Origin of the sequence: Chryseobacterium sp. SORGH_AS_0447, from assembly GCF_030818695.1 — a bacterium.
Taxonomy (GTDB): Bacteria; Bacteroidota; Bacteroidia; order Flavobacteriales; family Weeksellaceae; genus Chryseobacterium.
The window spans coordinates 2,512,356-2,530,701 of the sequence record NZ_JAUTAR010000001.1; the positions used below are offsets into that span (position 1 = coordinate 2,512,356).

At 39.1% G+C, this 18,346-nt stretch carries 12 protein-coding genes and 1 pseudogene; 10 read left to right on the top strand and 3 right to left on the bottom strand.

The features are described 5' to 3' along the window. Positions 1–26 precede the first annotated feature (26 nt). From QE422_RS11615 to QE422_RS11630, 4 genes and pseudogenes are all read left to right on the top strand, one after another. Positions 27–954 (top strand): annotated as a pseudogene (locus QE422_RS11615) (mevalonate kinase). Positions 955–964: 10 nt separating this feature from the next. Further along, positions 965–1,894, top strand: a complete 930-nt coding sequence (locus QE422_RS11620; RefSeq protein WP_307458331.1) for a UbiA family prenyltransferase — start codon at positions 965–967, stop codon at positions 1,892–1,894. 65 nt (positions 1,895–1,959) lie between these two features. Beyond that, entirely contained in the window at positions 1,960–3,132 is a 1,173-nt protein-coding gene (locus tag QE422_RS11625) for a proline dehydrogenase family protein (protein WP_307458336.1), read from the top strand. Positions 3,133–3,318: 186 nt separating this feature from the next. Then, the gene (locus QE422_RS11630; RefSeq protein WP_307458339.1) at positions 3,319–4,338 is read left to right on the top strand and encodes a T9SS type A sorting domain-containing protein; all 1,020 of its coding nucleotides are present in this window, start codon (positions 3,319–3,321) and stop codon (positions 4,336–4,338) included. Positions 4,339–4,717: 379 nt separating this feature from the next. Here QE422_RS11630 and QE422_RS11635 read toward each other — a convergent pair whose 3' ends face one another. Beyond that, the gene (locus QE422_RS11635) at positions 4,718–5,266 is read right to left on the bottom strand and encodes a helix-turn-helix domain-containing protein (protein ID WP_307458342.1); all 549 of its coding nucleotides are present in this window, start codon (positions 5,264–5,266) and stop codon (positions 4,718–4,720) included. An 838-nt stretch (positions 5,267–6,104) separates the two neighbouring features. Between QE422_RS11635 and QE422_RS11640 the strand changes: the two genes are divergently transcribed. Next, positions 6,105–7,214: a M14 family zinc carboxypeptidase gene (locus QE422_RS11640; RefSeq protein WP_307458345.1), complete on the top strand. Its 1,110-nt coding sequence runs from the start codon at positions 6,105–6,107 to the stop codon at positions 7,212–7,214. Between the two features lie 60 nt (positions 7,215–7,274). On the opposite strand, the gene QE422_RS11645 is transcribed toward QE422_RS11640, so the two are convergent. Further along, positions 7,275–7,784, bottom strand: a complete 510-nt coding sequence (locus QE422_RS11645; protein ID WP_307458347.1) for a DUF4920 domain-containing protein — start codon at positions 7,782–7,784, stop codon at positions 7,275–7,277. A gap of 541 nt (positions 7,785–8,325) precedes the next feature. Here QE422_RS11645 and QE422_RS11650 point away from each other — a divergent pair. The 5 genes from QE422_RS11650 (at position 8,326) to QE422_RS11670 (ending at position 17,175) form a co-directional block, all read left to right on the top strand. Further along, the gene (locus QE422_RS11650) at positions 8,326–9,738 is read left to right on the top strand and encodes an APC family permease (protein ID WP_307458349.1); all 1,413 of its coding nucleotides are present in this window, start codon (positions 8,326–8,328) and stop codon (positions 9,736–9,738) included. 746 nt (positions 9,739–10,484) lie between these two features. Next, positions 10,485–10,925 (top strand): GPW/gp25 family protein, encoded by a 441-nt coding sequence (locus QE422_RS11655; RefSeq protein ID WP_307458351.1) that lies wholly within the window; start codon positions 10,485–10,487, stop codon positions 10,923–10,925. Between the two features lie 25 nt (positions 10,926–10,950). After that, the gene (locus QE422_RS11660) at positions 10,951–12,828 is read left to right on the top strand and encodes a type VI secretion system baseplate subunit TssF (protein WP_307458354.1); all 1,878 of its coding nucleotides are present in this window, start codon (positions 10,951–10,953) and stop codon (positions 12,826–12,828) included. 387 nt (positions 12,829–13,215) lie between these two features. Continuing rightward, entirely contained in the window at positions 13,216–16,044 is a 2,829-nt protein-coding gene (gene uvrA, locus QE422_RS11665) for an excinuclease ABC subunit UvrA (RefSeq protein ID WP_307458356.1), read from the top strand. A gap of 726 nt (positions 16,045–16,770) precedes the next feature. After that, on the top strand, positions 16,771–17,175 hold the full coding sequence (locus QE422_RS11670) for a hypothetical protein (RefSeq protein ID WP_307458359.1): 405 nt from the start codon (positions 16,771–16,773) through the stop codon (positions 17,173–17,175). 273 nt (positions 17,176–17,448) lie between these two features. On the opposite strand, the gene QE422_RS11675 is transcribed toward QE422_RS11670, so the two are convergent. After that, entirely contained in the window at positions 17,449–18,015 is a 567-nt protein-coding gene (locus QE422_RS11675; RefSeq protein ID WP_307458363.1) for a hypothetical protein, read from the bottom strand. Between the last annotated feature and the right edge of the window lie 331 nt (positions 18,016–18,346).

The window sequence follows — 18,346 nt, forward strand, 5'->3', positions numbered from 1 at the left end:
AATTTGCAAAAAATTTATTTATACAAATGACAAACCCATTATTTTACGCAAAAATCCTTTTGTTCGGAGAATACGGAATCATAGAAGATTCCCAAGGTTTGACATTACCTTATAGTTTTTATAAAGGTACTTTGAAGTTTTCATCACTGGATTCGGAATTCGAGAAAACAATCCAATCAGCATCTTATAAAATATGCAGAATACCTGCAACATTTAGAGCTTCCCGAAACGTTTGAGCTTAGCGTATCGAAGTTTAAGGAAGAGATTGCTGCTGGATTATTTTTCGACAGCAATATCCCGCAGGGGTACGGAGTCGGAAGTTCCGGTGCTTTGGTAGCCGCGATTTTCGAACGGTATTCCATTTCAAAGCATGATCCTGAAGATATTTCCAAAGAAGAGCTTAAAAATCTGCGTAAGGTTTTTGGACTGATGGAAAGCTATTTTCATGGGAAAAGCTCAGGGATAGATCCGCTAATCTGCTACATGAACCTGCCGATCCTTATCGAAAGCAAAGAAAGCGTAGACCGCGTAGCCATCCCAGCCAGCGAAGCCGGAAAAGGGGCCATCTTCCTGATCGATTCAGGAATGACAGGAGAAACCGGACCGATGGTTCAGATTTTCTTTGAAAAAATGAAAACCGAAGGATTCCGTAAAACGCTTAAAGAAGAATTTATCCGTTATAACAACGCGTGTATAGATGCATTCCTGAAAAAAGATATGAATCCGTTTTTCAGAAACCTGAAAAAGCTTTCCAACTGGGCATATGAACATTTTCGGCCAATGATTCCAGAGAGCCTTTTTAATGTATGGAAAAAAGGACTCGACTCTAATGCTTATTACCTGAAGCTTTGCGGAAGCGGCGGTGGAGGTTATATTTTAGGTTTTACCAAAGATTACGAAAAAGCTGAAAAAATGCTTGATGGCTTCCATAAGGAAGTAATTTACAGATTCTAATAGGTTGTGAATGAATTCTGAGAAAGAAACCGTCCAACAGAAATTTGATATTCAGAAATCTTTATTTTACAGATTTTCACAATTCGTGGGCTTTCTTTTGGGGGCTCGCTTTTTTGTTGCCATTCTGCTTACATTTGCACTTTATGTATCGACGTTTTTTCTCTTTAACCAGGACGAAAATTTCAGGAAATTCGTATTCGATTTCAAAGTTCACGGCATTATTTTCTGCACAGTGCTTACGATCCTGGCAGGCGGAATCATCAATCAGTTTTACGATTTTGAAAAAGACCATATTGTAAAACCTTTCCGGAGCAGGCTGCAAAGCTTCATCAAACAGAAGTACTTTCTCTATGTTTATCTTTTTTTAAGCATTATTTCCTTGGGGGTCGCAGGCATGATCTCCTACAGGGTTTTCCTGTTTTTTGTGGTATACCAGTTCTTTATGTGGTTCTATAGCCATAAGCTCAGCCGGATGCTGATTATAAACAACATCACTTTTGTAAGCCTTACCCTTTATCCTTTTTTCGGGATGATGGTTTATTATGAAACCTTCTCCAGAAAAGTGTTGCTGATGGCCATTTTTCTTTTCCTGATCCTGCTGTGCATCGATATTGTAAAGGATATGATGACGAAAAGTGTAGATAAAGCTTTCGGATACACAACCATTCCCAATTATTTCAGAACCAGAAATACCAAAATCATTATCGTTTCCTTACTGATGGTTACTATGGCGGTCTCCATGAAGCTGATCGTAAGAACGGGAATTTCAGGCTTCATGGCTTATTATTTCACAGGCGGCCTGTTTGTTTTTACATTATGCATTTACCTTTTGCTGAACCATACCAGAAGAAATAATTTCATCACGCTTAATATTTTACGCTTCTGGGTTTTCATCGGAATTATAGCCATGCTTCTGAACGGACTGGAAGGTAAATTGTAGAAAAATTTCTTCCTAATACCTTATCCTTTTATTACCTTTGCAGAATCTAAATTTATATACAAGTAATGCCCATTTTTAACGATACCAAAGTCGCATTTGCAGATAAATCTGATGCACAGTTAAGAAAAGCGTATTGGATGTTCAGGATGATCGAACAGCCTTCCCTTACAAAAATCGGAACTTCCGTTCTCAATTTTACCGTTCATAATAATTTCCCATTCGTTACCGGAATTGTAAAAAACACTTTGTTTGAACAGTTTTGCGGTGGTGAAACCCGTGAGGAAAGCATGAAGGTGGTAAAGCAGCTTTTCAGAAGAGGAGTGGGAAGTATTTTCGATTATTCCATCGAGGGAAAAGAAGATGAAGCCACTTTCGATGCAGTCTGCAAAGAGATCAAGGATATCGTAAAGTTCTCCGTAGGAAATCCGGCAATTCCTTTTATTGTATTCAAGCCTACCGCTTTCGGAAGGATTGATCTGTATGAGGCAGTTGGTAGAAATGCGGAACTGACGTCCAGCCAGAAAGAGGAATGGGCAAGAGTGGTGAAAAGATTTGATGAAGTGTGCAGCCTTTGCCATGAAAACGATAAAAAAGTAATGGTAGATGCTGAGGAAACCTGGATGCAGGATGCCGCAGACCACCTTTGCGAAGAGATGATGGAGAAGTACAACCGGGAAAAACCGATTGTCTGGAATACCATCCAGATGTACAGAACGGGAAGGCTGGAATACATGGAAGCCAACCTACAAAGAGCAAAAGAAAAAGACTATTTCATCGGTTATAAAATCGTTCGCGGTGCCTATATGGAAAAGGAAAGAGCAAGAGCTGCTGAAAAAGGCTACGCCGATCCTATCCAGCCGAACAAAGAAGCTTCCGACAGAAATTACAATGCGGGAATCGATTTCGTAATGAATAACCTGGATAAGGTTTCAGCGTTTTTCGGTACGCACAACGAAATTTCTTCTGAGCTTGTAATGGATAAAATGAAGGCTAAAGGACTGGAAAACGGAAATCCTCATATCTATTTCGGGCAGCTTTACGGGATGAGTGATAATATTACTTTTTATCTTTCCGATAAGGGCTATAATGCGGCAAAATATCTTCCTTACGGACCTGTAAAAGATGTTGTACCGTATCTGACCAGAAGAGCACAGGAAAATACCTCTGTTGCCGGACAGACGGGGCGAGAACTGGGTCTTATCGAAAAAGAACTGGAACGCAGGAAAAGCAGCAGATAAAATTTGATTTATATCCTTCTGAAAAGCCTTACATTATTGATGTAAGGCTTTTGTTTTTATTGCAGTCAAATGAGTTAAAATGTAGGTTGTGATCAATTAATTCAGTTTTAAATTATAATTTTTTAGTTAATTATTGTTAATTAGATAAATTTTACTAAATTTAATACAATAACTAAAGAGATGTCCATGAGAAAAACTTTATCCTTTGCTATTTTGATGATAGCAAACTTTACATTTGCACAAACCTACAATAACGGAGGTTTAAGCACAGGATCTACCACCAAGAGTGGTACAGCGGCACCGGCCGGATACACATGGTCTGAAGCTCAGAATAACACGGGAAATACTACGGAATCGAATACCAATGCAGGATATGCCGGGACATCCAGTTCGGCCACCGCAAGTTATTTTCTGGCTGATGATTTCACCATTCCTACCGGGCAGACATGGAACATCACAGCCATTGATTTTTTTGCTTATCAGACTGGATATACAGGAACAACCTCTCCATTCAATACCATAAGGGTCAATATTTTCAGTTCGGATCCTTCAGTCAGCGGGGCTGTTAGCGTCTTTGGAAATGATACTACCAATAGGTTTGCTTCCAGCGTGGATGCAAATATGTACAGAATCTTCAACAGCCAGGTTCCTGCTCCCGGTTCTGCAGTTGGTACGACCCGGAAAATCTGGAAAATTACGGCCTCTACTCCCGTATCTCTAACGGCAGGGACGTATTGGATAAAATATCAATTACAGAACGTTACCGCAGCAAATGCAGGTTTTCTTCCTCCGGTTACGATTTCTGGGACGAGAGGTCTACCAGGTTGGAATGCAAAGCAGCAGGATGCCGTCGCCGGTAGTTGGGTCTCTCTTATTGATGACGGAAACCCAAGTACAGCAACCGATTACCCGATGGATATGCCTTTTATCATTACATTTACAGCTTCAGGACTGGGTACGGACGAGATAATGCAATACGACAACCGGATGCAGGTGTATCCTAATCCCGTAAGAGATGTTTTTAAAATAAACAATCCTGAAAAAATTAAAATTACTGAAATACAGGTAATGGATATGTCAGGAAAGATCATAAAGACTTTAAAAGGATCAGAGGAATATAATATATCGGATCTTACAAAAGGAAGTTATATCTTAAAAATAAAAAACAGTGAGCAAACAAAAGTTACTAAACTGATGAAATTGTGATATCATTTATTCCTAAAATATATTAAGCCTGATTATTATGATCAGGCATTTTTAGTTTAATATGACTTCATCCGGATTTTCGGAATATGGATACATTAATTTTTTATTGTTAACAAGTATATATAACTTATTATTGAAAATAGTCAATGGATGTAATAATTATTTTAATAATATATTAAAATAATAAACTTTTTGTTATGAAATTAATTTTAAATTTATATATTTGATAGACAACAATAAAATGGAATCCTCAAACGGATGCTGTCGACTTAATTTAAATAAAATCAGTTCCGTTAATTACAATAAAAACTTAAAGCTAAAGCTGTAGTTTTCTTCTTCAAATATTTTTTGACCTGATCATTCCCATGATCAGGTATTTTTATGGCTCAAAACTTTCAAATTTCCCATTTTCATAGAAGATCACAATACGTTTGATCTTAATTTGTTGATTTTCAACAACTTGATTTATGATCTGATCATTCGATTTTTCTAATCGCTGAGAATCCGTTATTTTCTCCTGTGCTGCACTTTGAGGCGGTGTATAAGATTCTCGCGGGCTCATTTCCGGCGTCGTATTTTCTGCTTCATCGGCTCCGAAATCTTCGTCCTTATTCATCATCGTAAAAAGGTCGGGAAGAGGAGTAGGTTTCGGCTTATCCGGTTCTTCATTTTCTACCGGTACGGCTTCCTCCTTTTTTTCTTCGGGCAGATCCGATTTCAGCATTTCCCCTTCACCGGTTACAAGCCAATCCCAAAGAATCTCCGGGAAGCGTGATTTTATTTTTATGATAAACTCTAGAGACGGCTTGTTTCTGCCGGAAGTAATATGGGAAATAGAGGACCGCTGAACATCAACTTCATCAGCAAATTCAGAAGGTGTCAGTCTGGAGTACTCTATTACTTTTGAAATTCTCTCGTTTAAGCTCATAAACTTAAATTATTATATGTTACAAATGTAAATAAATAATGTTACAAATGCAAACTAAAGCAATATACAAATGTAAATAACGCATTAATACATTTGTAAACTTATTAAATATTTGAATTTCAGATTATTATAGTATTTTTACGGATGCTGAATATTTTTTTACAAAAGTTTATCAACAATAAACTGCTGAAATTTATCCTTAAAACTCCTGAATCGTCGATAACTTATTGGTAAGTTGTCTCTATAAAATCCTCAAAATATAGAAGATAATGGTAATTTTGCTGCGGTTTAAAATATCTGCTGGAGGTGCTTATATAATTGTAATAGAATTCATAAATAAATGCCCTTACAAAGCATATAGAGACGATTTACGATTGTAAAAATGGCCTCTGGATGATCTTTAAATGTTATTTGGACCCCTTTTTGTATCATTTTCTAAAGAGATATATACTTGGACAGGGTAGGTTTCTTTATCGCACTAAATTTTGAAAATTACTGTTAAAATTCAAAATAAAATTTAATTCATTTTTGTTTATTTACATTTGTATACTGAAAATAAGCAGAGAGTTTTCCACACAAATCCTGTTTAAATAAATTTCCCATAAATTCTTAGAATCTAGAATTTACATACTTAAAGCAATATTCATACGGTACTTCAGATAAATTCCATAACCTATTCAAAAACAACTAATTAAATATATTGAATTAAATTATTCATAATCCACAATTTTATCAACAGACATTTTGACAGTAGGGTATGTTTATCTATATTACAAATGTAAATTACCTATTTGTGATAAAATTTGATTAAATTTGACTATTGTAAATTATTTCATCGATGAATTTTGAACAGTTGTATTCTGCCAATCCACATTTTCCAAACCGGTATATTTCCCCTGAAAAATTATTTTCTTATTTACAGACGAATCTCAGCGATTTCATTTTGGAGATTGGAAGATCTTATCTCGGTAAACCGATTTATAAGATGACCATAGGAACCGGAAGCATTCATGTACTTGCCTGGTCTCAGATGCACGGTAACGAATCGAATGCTACACATGCCATGCTCGATCTTTTAACAACTTTAGATCAGGCTCCCGAACTGAAAGAAAATATATTCGGAAAAATCACGCTCGATTTTATTTTTATGCTTAACCCTGACGGATCCGAAAAATGGACCCGGATGAATGCCGCGGAGATTGATCTGAACCGTGACTTTCATAATGAAGCGAGTGCCGAAATAAAATTTCTGAAAAATACCGTTGCTTCAAAAAAGTATCATTATGCATTGAACCTTCACGAGCAAAGAACGATTTTTACCACAGACGGAATTCATCCGGCAACGTTGTCTTTTCTGGCGCCCTCAGAAAATGTGGAAAGAACGGTAACGGAAAACAGGAAAAAATGTATGGCGGTGATCGCAGAAGTTTACCGTCACTTGAAAGAAATGATCCCCAACCAGATCGGCAGATATTCCGATGAATTTTATCCGACCTCTACCGGCGATAATTTCATTAAGGCCGGGATGCCGACCATTTTGTTTGAAGGCGGACATTTTGTAGAAGATTATACCAGAACCGGAACTAGAAAATACTATACCGTAGCTTTATATTATGCACTTAAAGCCATCTCGGATTTAAATTCGGCAACCACCGGCTGGGAAGCCTATTTGGAAATTCCGGAAAACAGGGAGACCCATTACGACATTATTTATAGAAATGTAAAGCTGAATACGGAGCACGATTGCATTCTGGACATTGCCGTGCAGTACAGAGAGATTTTTGAAGAAGGGAAGGAAGATATCTCTTTTGTCCCTTTTGTTATGGAAGCAGGAGATGTAAAGATGAAAAAAGGATGGCTGGAAATCGATTGTACCGGAAAGAAATTTATCTGCCCCACGAAATATCCGAAGCTGGATGCCGAAGTCAATTTCACGTTTGAAGATTAAAATAGAAAAAGCGGAACATCGTAAAAGGTTCCGCTTTTTTATTTCTTAGATTTTTAAGTCTTAGTTCACCACTTTAATTCCGTTGGCGACGAATCTGATCTCTTCTTTAGGAGTGGTAATCGCATCGATTTCAGCTTTTGGCTTCTTGGCATCTTCTGCATAATGTTTCTGCTCATCCACGGATGTTACTTTTCTTTCGGCAGTTCCGTCCAGAACGACCGTTTTACCTTTCAAAGCAGTAGGAACGAAAAACGCGTAATCCTTCATCTTAACGAAGAATTGTGAATTGTCTTCTGTCTGGATGGTCAGCCAGCAGCCTTTTTTCTCACAAACGTCCGTTACTTTGCCTTTTACAGCAACATTTTCTACTTTTTTATTCTCTTTTTTAAGCTTCTTGCTCAGCTTATCCACAGAAATCGCTTTTGATTCTGCGTTGGACGCAACACCGCCTCCGTAAACATCACCTACCAGTGCATTTCCGGCAGGAGGTCCGAATTTTTTGGCTTCCTGTGCAAAAGCTAATGATGAAGCACTGAACGCTGCGGCAAATAATATCGCTTTGAATTTCATTTTTAATATTTTTCCAAAAATACTAATAAAATCCGAATTTCAAAATCGCTAAAATTTTAATAAAAAACAGGCTGAGAATTCCAGTATCCGGCATCCTTTAATTAACGCGCTTCCATAAGAAAATGTACGCTCCAGATCTGGCAGATTCTTATCTTTAATCAAATGGCCTTTAGATTTCAGATATCTTTTGCTTAATTCTCTCAATTATAATAAACTTTGTTTATTCTTAATTGTTGCCTTACGAACATCTCAAACCCAATTATTCGTAATTTCTTAATGTTTAAAATGAAAGGGGCTCGTTTTTTTTATTAGAAGCTTAATCCCGCTTTCCATTGCAATCTTTTTTTTCAAAAAAGGATTTTCATTGCAATCGGGGCTAGGGCAGCAGTCCTGATTGCAAATATCATTTTCTGATTTAACCCCGGATTATATGTCGGCAGCGAAAGTTCCGGCGTCTGGCTTCTTTCTTTCAGTCTGTTAATTTCAAACAAAATCAAAAAAGAACTGCATATTTATTTATATTTGGCATCTATATTCAAATATGCATAAAAAACTAAAACTTTGGGATGCCATTATGCTGGTGATGGGGTCCATGATCGGAAGCGGGATCTTTATTGTGTCCGCAGACATGATGCGGAATCTCGGCTCGGGATTCTGGATGATCGCCGTCTGGGTAATTACGGGAATTATGACGGTAGCCGCTGCCATCAGCTATGGAGAACTTTCAGCGCTATTCCCGAAAGCGGGCGGGCAATATACCTATCTTAAAGAGATCTTTGGCAGAAGAATGGGGTTTTTGTATGGTTGGGGATTATTCACCGTGATCCAGACCGGAACCATTGCTGCGGTGGCGATGGCCTTTGGGAAATTTACCGCTTATCTGGTGCCGTCTTTAAACGATGCGGCTCCGATTTTCCAGAGTGGTGAATTCAAGATCACCTGGATCCAGATCTTAGCGATTGCCGTTATCATTTTACTTACCTACATCAACACGAGAGGCGTAGAAAGCGGAAAGCTTTTACAGAATATTTTCACGGGTTCAAAGATTGTGGCTCTGCTGGGGCTAATTGCTGCAGGATTTATTTTGGTCGATTTTTCCCATCTGGCCGAAAATTTCAGTTTCGGGTACGATGCTTTCAGTAACCTTAAAAAAGACCCGTTGGGAAATTTCCTTAAAGAAGGCTGGGAACCCATTGGCGGAATGACCTTGCTGGGCGGAATTGCCGCAGCGATGGTAGGGTCCGTATTCAGCTCCGTGGCCTGGGAAAGCGTGACTTTCGTATCGGGAGAAATAGAAAAACCGAAGAAAAACGTAGTAAAATCGATGATCTACGGTACCTCAGCCGTGATGATTCTCTACATTGCAGTAAATTATGTTTATCTGAATGCCTTGGACCGGGATTCCATTGCATTTGCTGAAAACGACAGGGTAGCGGTGGCTGCTTCACACTTTATTTTCGGAAGTGCGGGAACGGCGATCATTGCGGTTTTGGTAATGGTTTCTACCTTTGGCTGCAATAATGGGCTGATCTTAGCCGGAGCAAGGGTTTTCCAGACGATGGCTAAAGACGGCATGTTCTTCAGGCAGGCGGAACATAATAATAAAAACGAGGTTCCCGCCAATGCATTGTGGATGCAAGGCGTCTGGGCCTCTCTGCTTTGCCTGAGCGGGCAGTACGGAAATCTTTTAGATATGATTTCATTCGTTATCGTTTTATTTTACATGATTACCGTTTTCGGGGTTATTTATTTACGGTTCAAACAACCCAATCTCGAAAGACCATATAAAACATGGCTGTATCCCGTTACTCCGATGATCTATTTATTCATCGGAACAGGATTCTGTATTCTACTGCTGATCTACAAACAGCAATACACCTGGCCCGGTTTCCTGATGGTTCTGCTGGGACTGCCGGTCTATTACTTCATCAATAAAACGAATAAAGCGCAATAATTTCAAAGCTGTCCGGATCCGGGCAGCTTTTTTGATTAATGTTGGAAAGCGTTAGGGCACAAAACATTTCTAAAATAAATTGAATAGAAATACGCAAAGATTTTATCTCCGATAAAATTGAGTTCTGCTGATTTAAAAAATAAAATTTAAGATAAGTATTAGCGGTATAAAGATTTGACAGCCAAATTCCTGGCATCTTTCAGTAGCATGACAATCTTATTCTCTTGCATCCTCGCGCATCACCAACAATCATCAAAAGCATTAATTAAATACCTTAACCGAAATTCCCCTCCGATTTCGGAGGGGTGGCGAAAATTCCACAGGAATTTTTGACGGGGTGGTCTTTAGAGTGAATGGTGAATAGTCAATCCGCTTCGCTCGTGAATTTCAGGATGACAAAAACAATATTTAACCATTGACTTATTAACGTGAATGGTAAATGAGTTTACTAATGAAATTTTTTTCCATAATAAAAATTCACCATTGACTATTGACCATTAACCATTAACGTATTGACAGGATCACAAATGACAAATAGTCACCCTGCTTGGCTTGTCAATTTTTCCCACAATAAAAATTCGCCATTCACTTGCAAAGCAGAATTCACCATTGACCATCGACCTGCGCAGCAGAATTCACCATTGCCCCAATAAATTTTCCTTTCCGCCATTCCGTTTCTCAGAGAAAATGATTAAATTGGTATTCTTTTTCAGGTAAACGAAAAGGAAAACAAAGAAGTTGATATCATGGACACACCAAATTACAGAATGCCTTTTGTTCCGGCAGCATTAATGACGGAAGGGGGAAGCATCGACACCTGCGACATGGGGGAAAGCATTGCCCACAACATCATGCTGCTGATCACGACCAAAAAGGGGGAGAACCGGTATGATGAAAACTACGGAAACGATGTCTGGAACCTTGAATTCGATAACGGAGTAACCAGCGCCGTCTGGGAATCCGTCTTTATTAAAAGCCTGAAAAGGCAGATCCAGGAATATGAACCCCGCATCGTACAGCCGCAGATCGATGCCCACATCCAGATTGTAGAGCACAGCTACGATACCAAAGAACACACCGAAATCAAAAAGAAAGTAAAGATCGCCATCAACGCCAAAATGGAACATTCGGGAGAACGCTTCAGCTTTTCTACCGAACTCTTCTTGAGCCCGATGTCAATTGATTAATACTTTTACACCATAATCACCACTTATGAATCTAGACCAGAATATATATTCCAAAGAATCCGTAAAAGCAAGAATGCTGCAGAACGCCACCAAAGTCTGGGGGCTGAAAAGCCCGCAGTCGCTGGATCCGTTCGTGAAATTACTCATCGACGCCTTCAGTACGGAAGTTTTTAAAGCCAACAACGAAATACAGACGGTGAATGCCAGGATTCTGGAAAAGCTGGCCAAGCTCTTGACGCCATCCATTTATACCCATCCGATCCCGTCACATGCTATCGCCTTTACCCAGCCTTACGAATCCTCGGAGCTGCTGCTGGAACACACCGAATTTTTCTTTAAAAAGCAGATGACTTCCACGATAAAATCGGAGTCCGATAAGCAGATCAATATTCCGTTTACGCCAATTGGGAATGTGAGGATCAATAAAGTGCAGACTTCGATTATGTTTGTTGGCAACACCTGCTACGGAATCGATGAACTGTTGAACAAAATTCCGATTGCAAGATTCCAGGGAAAACCGGAAGATTACAGGAAAGTAACGATAGGAATCGACGTTTCAAAATATTCCAACGAGACATTTCCTAAAAACGTGAGCATTTACTGCTCAAATCCTGCTTTCGAACATCTGGATTTTACTTATAAGCTGCTGCCTTACATTACCGTTTCCAGCAATGGAAACCCGTTATTTGTAAAAGAGGGCCTGACTTATTATAAAAACAGCCAGCCCGATGGTTATGAGCAGATGTTCCGCGAGCAGTCCATTCAAAATAAAATCATAGAAGACGTAAAAAGCATTTACCATCATAAGTTTATCGAGATTTCCGGAATTTCCGCCTCCTTATTCTCTGAACCTGGAAAGCTTCCTGAAAACCTGGATTATGTAGATTATAAAGAAGAAATTACGAAATATATCGACGGAAAGAAATATTTGTGGCTCACCCTGGAGTTTCCGCCGCAGTTTTCAGCAGAGATATTAGACAACTTTTCTTTTGTGCTGAATGCATTCCCGATCTACAACCGGGGCTGGAAGAAAACCGAATACAGTCTGGATATAATGGGGAACAATATTCCGTTGGTTACCGATGAAGGAGAACATTTTCTTTATGTGGATGAGGTTCAGGACGGAGAAGGCCGAAAATATACCGAAATTCCTTTTACCCCGAACGATGATCTCAGGAAAGGTTTGTATACCGTAAGAAAAGGAGGGATGGAAAGGTTCACTAACCGGAATGCCGTGGATATGATCGCCAATGTGCTGGAACTGACCAGAGACGAGATTGCTGCATTTTCTTTACTGAACCGGGACAATGTAAAAGGCATTCTCAGCGAAATGTCCGATAAGATGAAATCCATGGTGCAGAAAGTAAACAATGCGCAGAGAAACGTTAAGCAGGAGCTGAATTATGTAATCATGGAACCGGTTGATAAAACCGACCATACCTATGCTGCATTCTGGATTACCCACGCCACGCTGGCCAATCACCTTCGTCCGGGAACAGAATTGTCGAATCAGCTGAAATCCCAGACATTGGTTTTACTGACGGAAACCATCGGCGGCGCTGAAGAGCAGAAAGGAACCGACAGCATCCAGGCTTATAAATATGCATTAACGACAAGAGATAAGATCATTTCCCTTGAAGATGTAAAAAACTATTGCAGGATGGTCTTAAAAGATGAACTGAAAGAAGTAAGGGTAACCCGCGGAACGATGATCAGCAATAAGCCTAAAGAAGGATTCATTCGTACGGTGGAAGTGGAGATTGTCCCGCAGAACTATTCTTTCTACGGAAGAGCCTATTGGGAAAATATGGCCAACGTCCTCCGGAACCAGATCATTTCAAAAGCCATCGACGGAATCGAATACCTGGTAAAAGTTACCAACGAAGATTTGGATTTTAACTAATATAATTTAAGCCATTAAGGTTTATGAAGGGTTTAAGAACAGTTAAGTTGATTTTGTTTTAAACATAAGTCGGAATAAAATTTGGATTTTACCTTAATAATACTTAAACCCAATATCCCTTAATGGTTCAAACTTCCTGCATCCAGCTTCCCTCTTCCAGCTATTAAACCTCGTCATTTGGCATAAAGTTAGCCGGGAATATTCTGCCTGTTAATCGGTTTTGCAAAAGGCTTTACCAGCCTGCGGTTTATGGTGGGATAAAAAAATAAAGATCAGGATAAAAGCGCTGGAAGAACGTTTAAATTCCTAACACTTTTTAACATCATAAATTCCATAAAATTCCGTAATTTTGCACATCGTGATTTTCTGGTAAAATCACCCCAAATTATGAGTAAATCAACAGAATATATTGAAGTTTACGGAGCCCGTGAACACAACTTAAAAAACATCAATGTAAAAATCCCGCGCAACGAATTGGTCGTGATTACCGGACTGTCGGGAAGCGGAAAATCCTCTTTGGCTTTCGACACCATTTTTGCGGAAGGCCAGCGCCGGTACATCGAAACTTTCTCTGCGTATGCAAGGCAGTTTTTAGGAGGGCTGGAACGTCCTGATGTTGATAAGATCGAAGGACTGTCTCCGGTAATTGCCATTGAGCAGAAAACCACCAATAAGAACCCGCGCTCAACCGTAGGAACGGTTACGGAACTTTACGATTTCCTGCGCCTTCTTTTTGCAAGGGTATCCGATGCTTATTCGCAGACTACGGGGAAGAAACTGGTAAGCTATACCGAAGATCAGATCCTGGAAACCATTAAAGAAAATTATAAAGGCGAAAAGATCATGCTGATGGCGCCGGTGGTAAGAGCGAGAAAAGGGCATTACCACGAACTGTTTGTCCAGATGGCCAAAAAAGGCTACGGACAGGCGAGGATTGACGGTGAGCTGCAGGATATTGAATACGATTTAAAACTCGACCGCTACAAAACCCACGACATCGATATCGTAATCGACCGTTGGATCATCGGCGAATCCGCTTCTGAGGCCAGAATGGAAAAATCGCTTCGGACTGCCATGGAAATGGGAGAAGGACTGATCGGGATCCAGAAGCTGGGAAGTAAAGACATCGAATATTTCTCCAAAAATTTAATGGATGCCGAAACCGGGCATTCGTTAGCTTTACCCGAACCGAATACCTTTTCTTTTAACTCACCGAAAGGGAGCTGCCCAAGCTGTAAAGGGCTTGGAACGATCAAGAAGATCAATACGGATTATTTTGTAGACAATCCGAAACTTTCGATCAACCAGGGAGGTTTGCTGCCGCTGGAAGATCTGAAATCCAACAAATGGATTCTGGCGCAGATCAAAAACATCCTTGAAATCTTCGGATTGGGGATGGCGACTCCGATGAAGGAGATCCCGGAAGAAGCGTTGGATTATATCTACAACGGCTGCCATAAGGAATTTAATAAAGATTTAAAATACGCAGGGATCACCAAAAAAATCAAAATCAGTTTTGACGGCCTGATCGCTTTTATGGAAGAGATTATCGAGGAAAGGGAATCCTATGAAGCGATACTGCTGGAAAGACACTTTACCACGGAAGAGACCTGCCCGGAATGTAAGGGTACCCGCCTTCAGCCTTCCAGTTTAAGCTTTAAAATCGACGGAAAGAATATTGCGGAAGTAAACGCTTTAAGCTTAATTGATCTGAAAGAATGGCTTGCCGACGTTAAAGATAAATTCTCAGAGAAAAATGCCATCATTGCCCATGAAATTTTAAAGGAAATCGAGACCAGGCTTCAGTTCTTGCTGGATGTCGGTCTGGATTATCTGAGTCTCAGCAGAAGCTCCAAAACCCTTTCCGGGGGAGAATCGCAGCGGATTCGTCTGGCTACACAGATCGGTTCGCAGCTGGTGAATGTACTGTACATTCTGGATGAACCGAGTATCGGGCTTCACCAGAGAGACAACGAGAGATTGATTAATTCCCTGAAAAACCTTCGGGATATCGGGAATTCCGTATTGGTCGTAGAGCACGACAAAGACATGATCCTTGAAGCCGATGAGGTACTGGACGTTGGACCAAGAGCAGGGAAATTCGGAGGAGAAATTTTGTGGCAGGGAAAACCTAAGGATCTGGTAAAAGCGGATACCATCACGGCACAATATATTAACGGAAAAAGAAAGATCGAAATTCCTGAGGAAAGACGTAAAGGAAACGGGAAGCATATTATTCTGAAAGGGGCGACGGGGAACAATCTTAAAAATGTAACCCTTGATATCCCGTTGGGTAAACTGGTGGTGGTTTCCGGAATTTCAGGAAGCGGAAAATCTTCTCTGATTAACGGAACATTGTATCCGATTCTGAACAAGCATTTTTACCGTGCGGTTCAGGAACCATTGCCGTACAAAAAAATCGAAGGCCTTGAGCATATCGATAAAATCGTAGACGTAGACCAGACGCCGATTGGAAGAACTCCGCGTTCCAATCCTGCAACCTATACCGGAATGTTTACAGACATCCGTAATCTTTTTGCCGAATTGCCGGAATCTAAGATCAGGGGTTACAAGCCGGGAAGATTCTCCTTCAATGTGAAAGGCGGAAGATGCGAAACCTGTCAGGGTGGCGGACTGAAAGTCATTGAAATGAATTTCCTGCCGGATGTGTATGTGCACTGCGAAACCTGCAACGGAAAACGTTTCAACAGAGAAACCCTGGAAGTCCGTTACAAAGGAAAATCAATTTCCGATGTATTGGATATGACGATCGATGAAGCGGTGGAATTTTTCCAGCCGATTCCGAAGATCTTTGCGAAAGTAAAGACCCTGCATGATGTCGGCCTGGGCTATATCACATTGGGGCAACAGTCCACGACGTTAAGTGGAGGGGAAGCTCAAAGGATCAAACTGGCGACCGAACTGGCCAAAAGACAGACCGGAAACACATTGTATATTCTGGATGAACCGACCACCGGGCTTCACTTTGAAGACGTTAAAATCCTGATGGATGCCATTAACCAGCTGGTGGAACTTGGAAACTCTTTCATCATCATTGAGCATAATATGGACGTTATCAAAATGGCCGACCACATCATCGACGTCGGTCCTGAAGGCGGAAAACACGGCGGCCAGATCGTTGCCCAGGGAACTCCGGAAGAAATCGTAAAATCGAAGAAGAGTCTGACGGGGAAGTTTTTGAAGAGGGAATTGTAATTAGAAAATATTAATTTATATATAAGAGGAATTTGTGAATGCAGATTCCTTTTTTTATTTTAACATAAACGAATCGCAATGAAAAAACTAATAATTTTAAATTTTATTTTTCTTCTGTTTTTGAATTTATTGCTGTTAATTAAAGAGTATTTTTTTATCACCTATAATTTAAATTCGAAATTTGATGATTTTACTTATTTGCAAACAAATACGGAAGGTTCTTTTGGTTTTGGGGTATTTCAAATTTCTTTTTGGTGGGTCATTTATTTTTTCTGTTTTTCTATATTTGCTTCCTACGCCTATCAATATTTAAAGAACAGAATTAAGAAGATACTGTTGTTAATATTGCTGATTTTAATACAAACTTTGCTCTGCTTTTTAATCAATAAACTAGTGCTAATGAATATTTTTGGTTTCTTTAAAGTTGAAAATATTCTTTTCTCATTGGTAAGCCTTTCTATTTTCTGGTATTTTATAATTTATAAAACGAGACCTGTTAACAATTGAGAAGCAATTTTGGCCTTTTTTTCTGTATTACCGTGTCAATTTAACCTTCCAATATTAAATTTTCACTTATTTCAAAAAATTATAATATTGAAAATCAATTATTTAAATTCCAATGTTAACCCAATGTTAACTGAATGTAAAATTAATATGAATTATTTTATATATCTTTGGTAAAGAGTTAGTAAAAAAGTTTAAAACAACATTTAAAACCAAAGAGTTATGAAAAATAAAGTTCAATTATTAATTGCTTCCCTATTTGTTTTCGGATTTGTAGCGGTAATGAATACAACTAAAGCACAGACTTCAAATAACAATACCATCCAGGAGGTTCAGCTGAACAAAAATGATGCATTCAACGAGATCAGGAATCTGCTGATGGCCAACTTCGACTTTACCAATTCCGATTATAAGCAGGGGATCGTTAATTCAGAAGTGAAATTTGATATTGCTGAGAACGGTAAGATCGTGAATGTTCATTCCAAAGGAGACTGCAAGAATGTAAGCAAGGAAATTGAAAACGTATTGAGCAAACTGCAGTACAGACTGGACAGCAGAAAACTGAATGAAAATATGATCGCTTCTACGTATGTAATGCCGGTGAGAGTGGATATCAACAACAGATAAAAACATTCATAAAATTTTTATATATAGCCATGCAGATTCTGTATGGCTTTTTTTAATCTGATAAAGGTAAAATTTTAAAGGTGTGTGGGATTTTATTTAGATCATCTTTAAAGGCAGAATCAAGCTAAGAAGAAATTTAATATACGGAAGTTTACGGCGGACAGCCAAAAAGTACTATAAGTATTGTAAAAGGCTCAATGAAATGGTTTACAATAAGGTTCCGATGACACGGTGTCCATAAAATTAAAGGTTGCCGATGGGCAACCTTTAATTTTATTTTTTAAATTCAGCGCGGAGATCATTCAATCTTGTTTTCAGATCTTTCACCTGTGCGATTTTATCAAACGTAATATTATCGATTTCCCAGCCCGAACCGGAAGGATTGATGAGGTGTACATTTTCCGTCCATTCGATCTTCGGGGAAACAGCCGTATTTTCAAATGTGACGATTGCATCGGCCGTTTTTACTTTATGCTTCATCTCCCTGGTACTGATCGATTTTATGCGGTATGAAGTGTATCCTTCGTACAGGCTGGTAAATACAGATCCTTCAAGAACTAGCGGCTTATTGTCGGGATGTGCACTTTTCTTAATGCGTTCGATATCCTGTTTGGATGCGCTTACAATTTCTTCGATCTCTTTTCGGATCTGGGGCGTAAACAGGTCCTGAGCGATCGGCTGATCGTACAGCGCTTCACTTGATTTACCGTATTGCTGGTAAAATTTTTCAAGCACTTTTGTTATTTCAGCATTAGGGCTTTGCGCTTGCAGTCCCGAATCTTTTTTCTTACAGCTGAAAAGGAAAATAAAGAGACTTAAATAAATAAATAATTTCTTCATGGTACATATTTGGGTTTAAAATTGTTTAACAATTAAATAACTGCAGAATTATAAATATTTTCCAGGCGTACATCTTCGTAAATTTTAAAAATAAATGGGTTTAAAAACAAAATATACTTAGCCTTAAAATTAATACAATTAACCACTTCCAGAATAATCAGCCTGCTGGACAGGGAGATGATCTTTCCACCAAAAGTAAGTAAAATTATGCACAGTATGAGATAGTAAAATAAATCTTTTTAAAATTATAAAAATGTATACATTTGAGAATAGTAAAAACAGCTGTGGATATTGTCACATATCCTTTTTATCTTTACTTTTCGGAAGTATA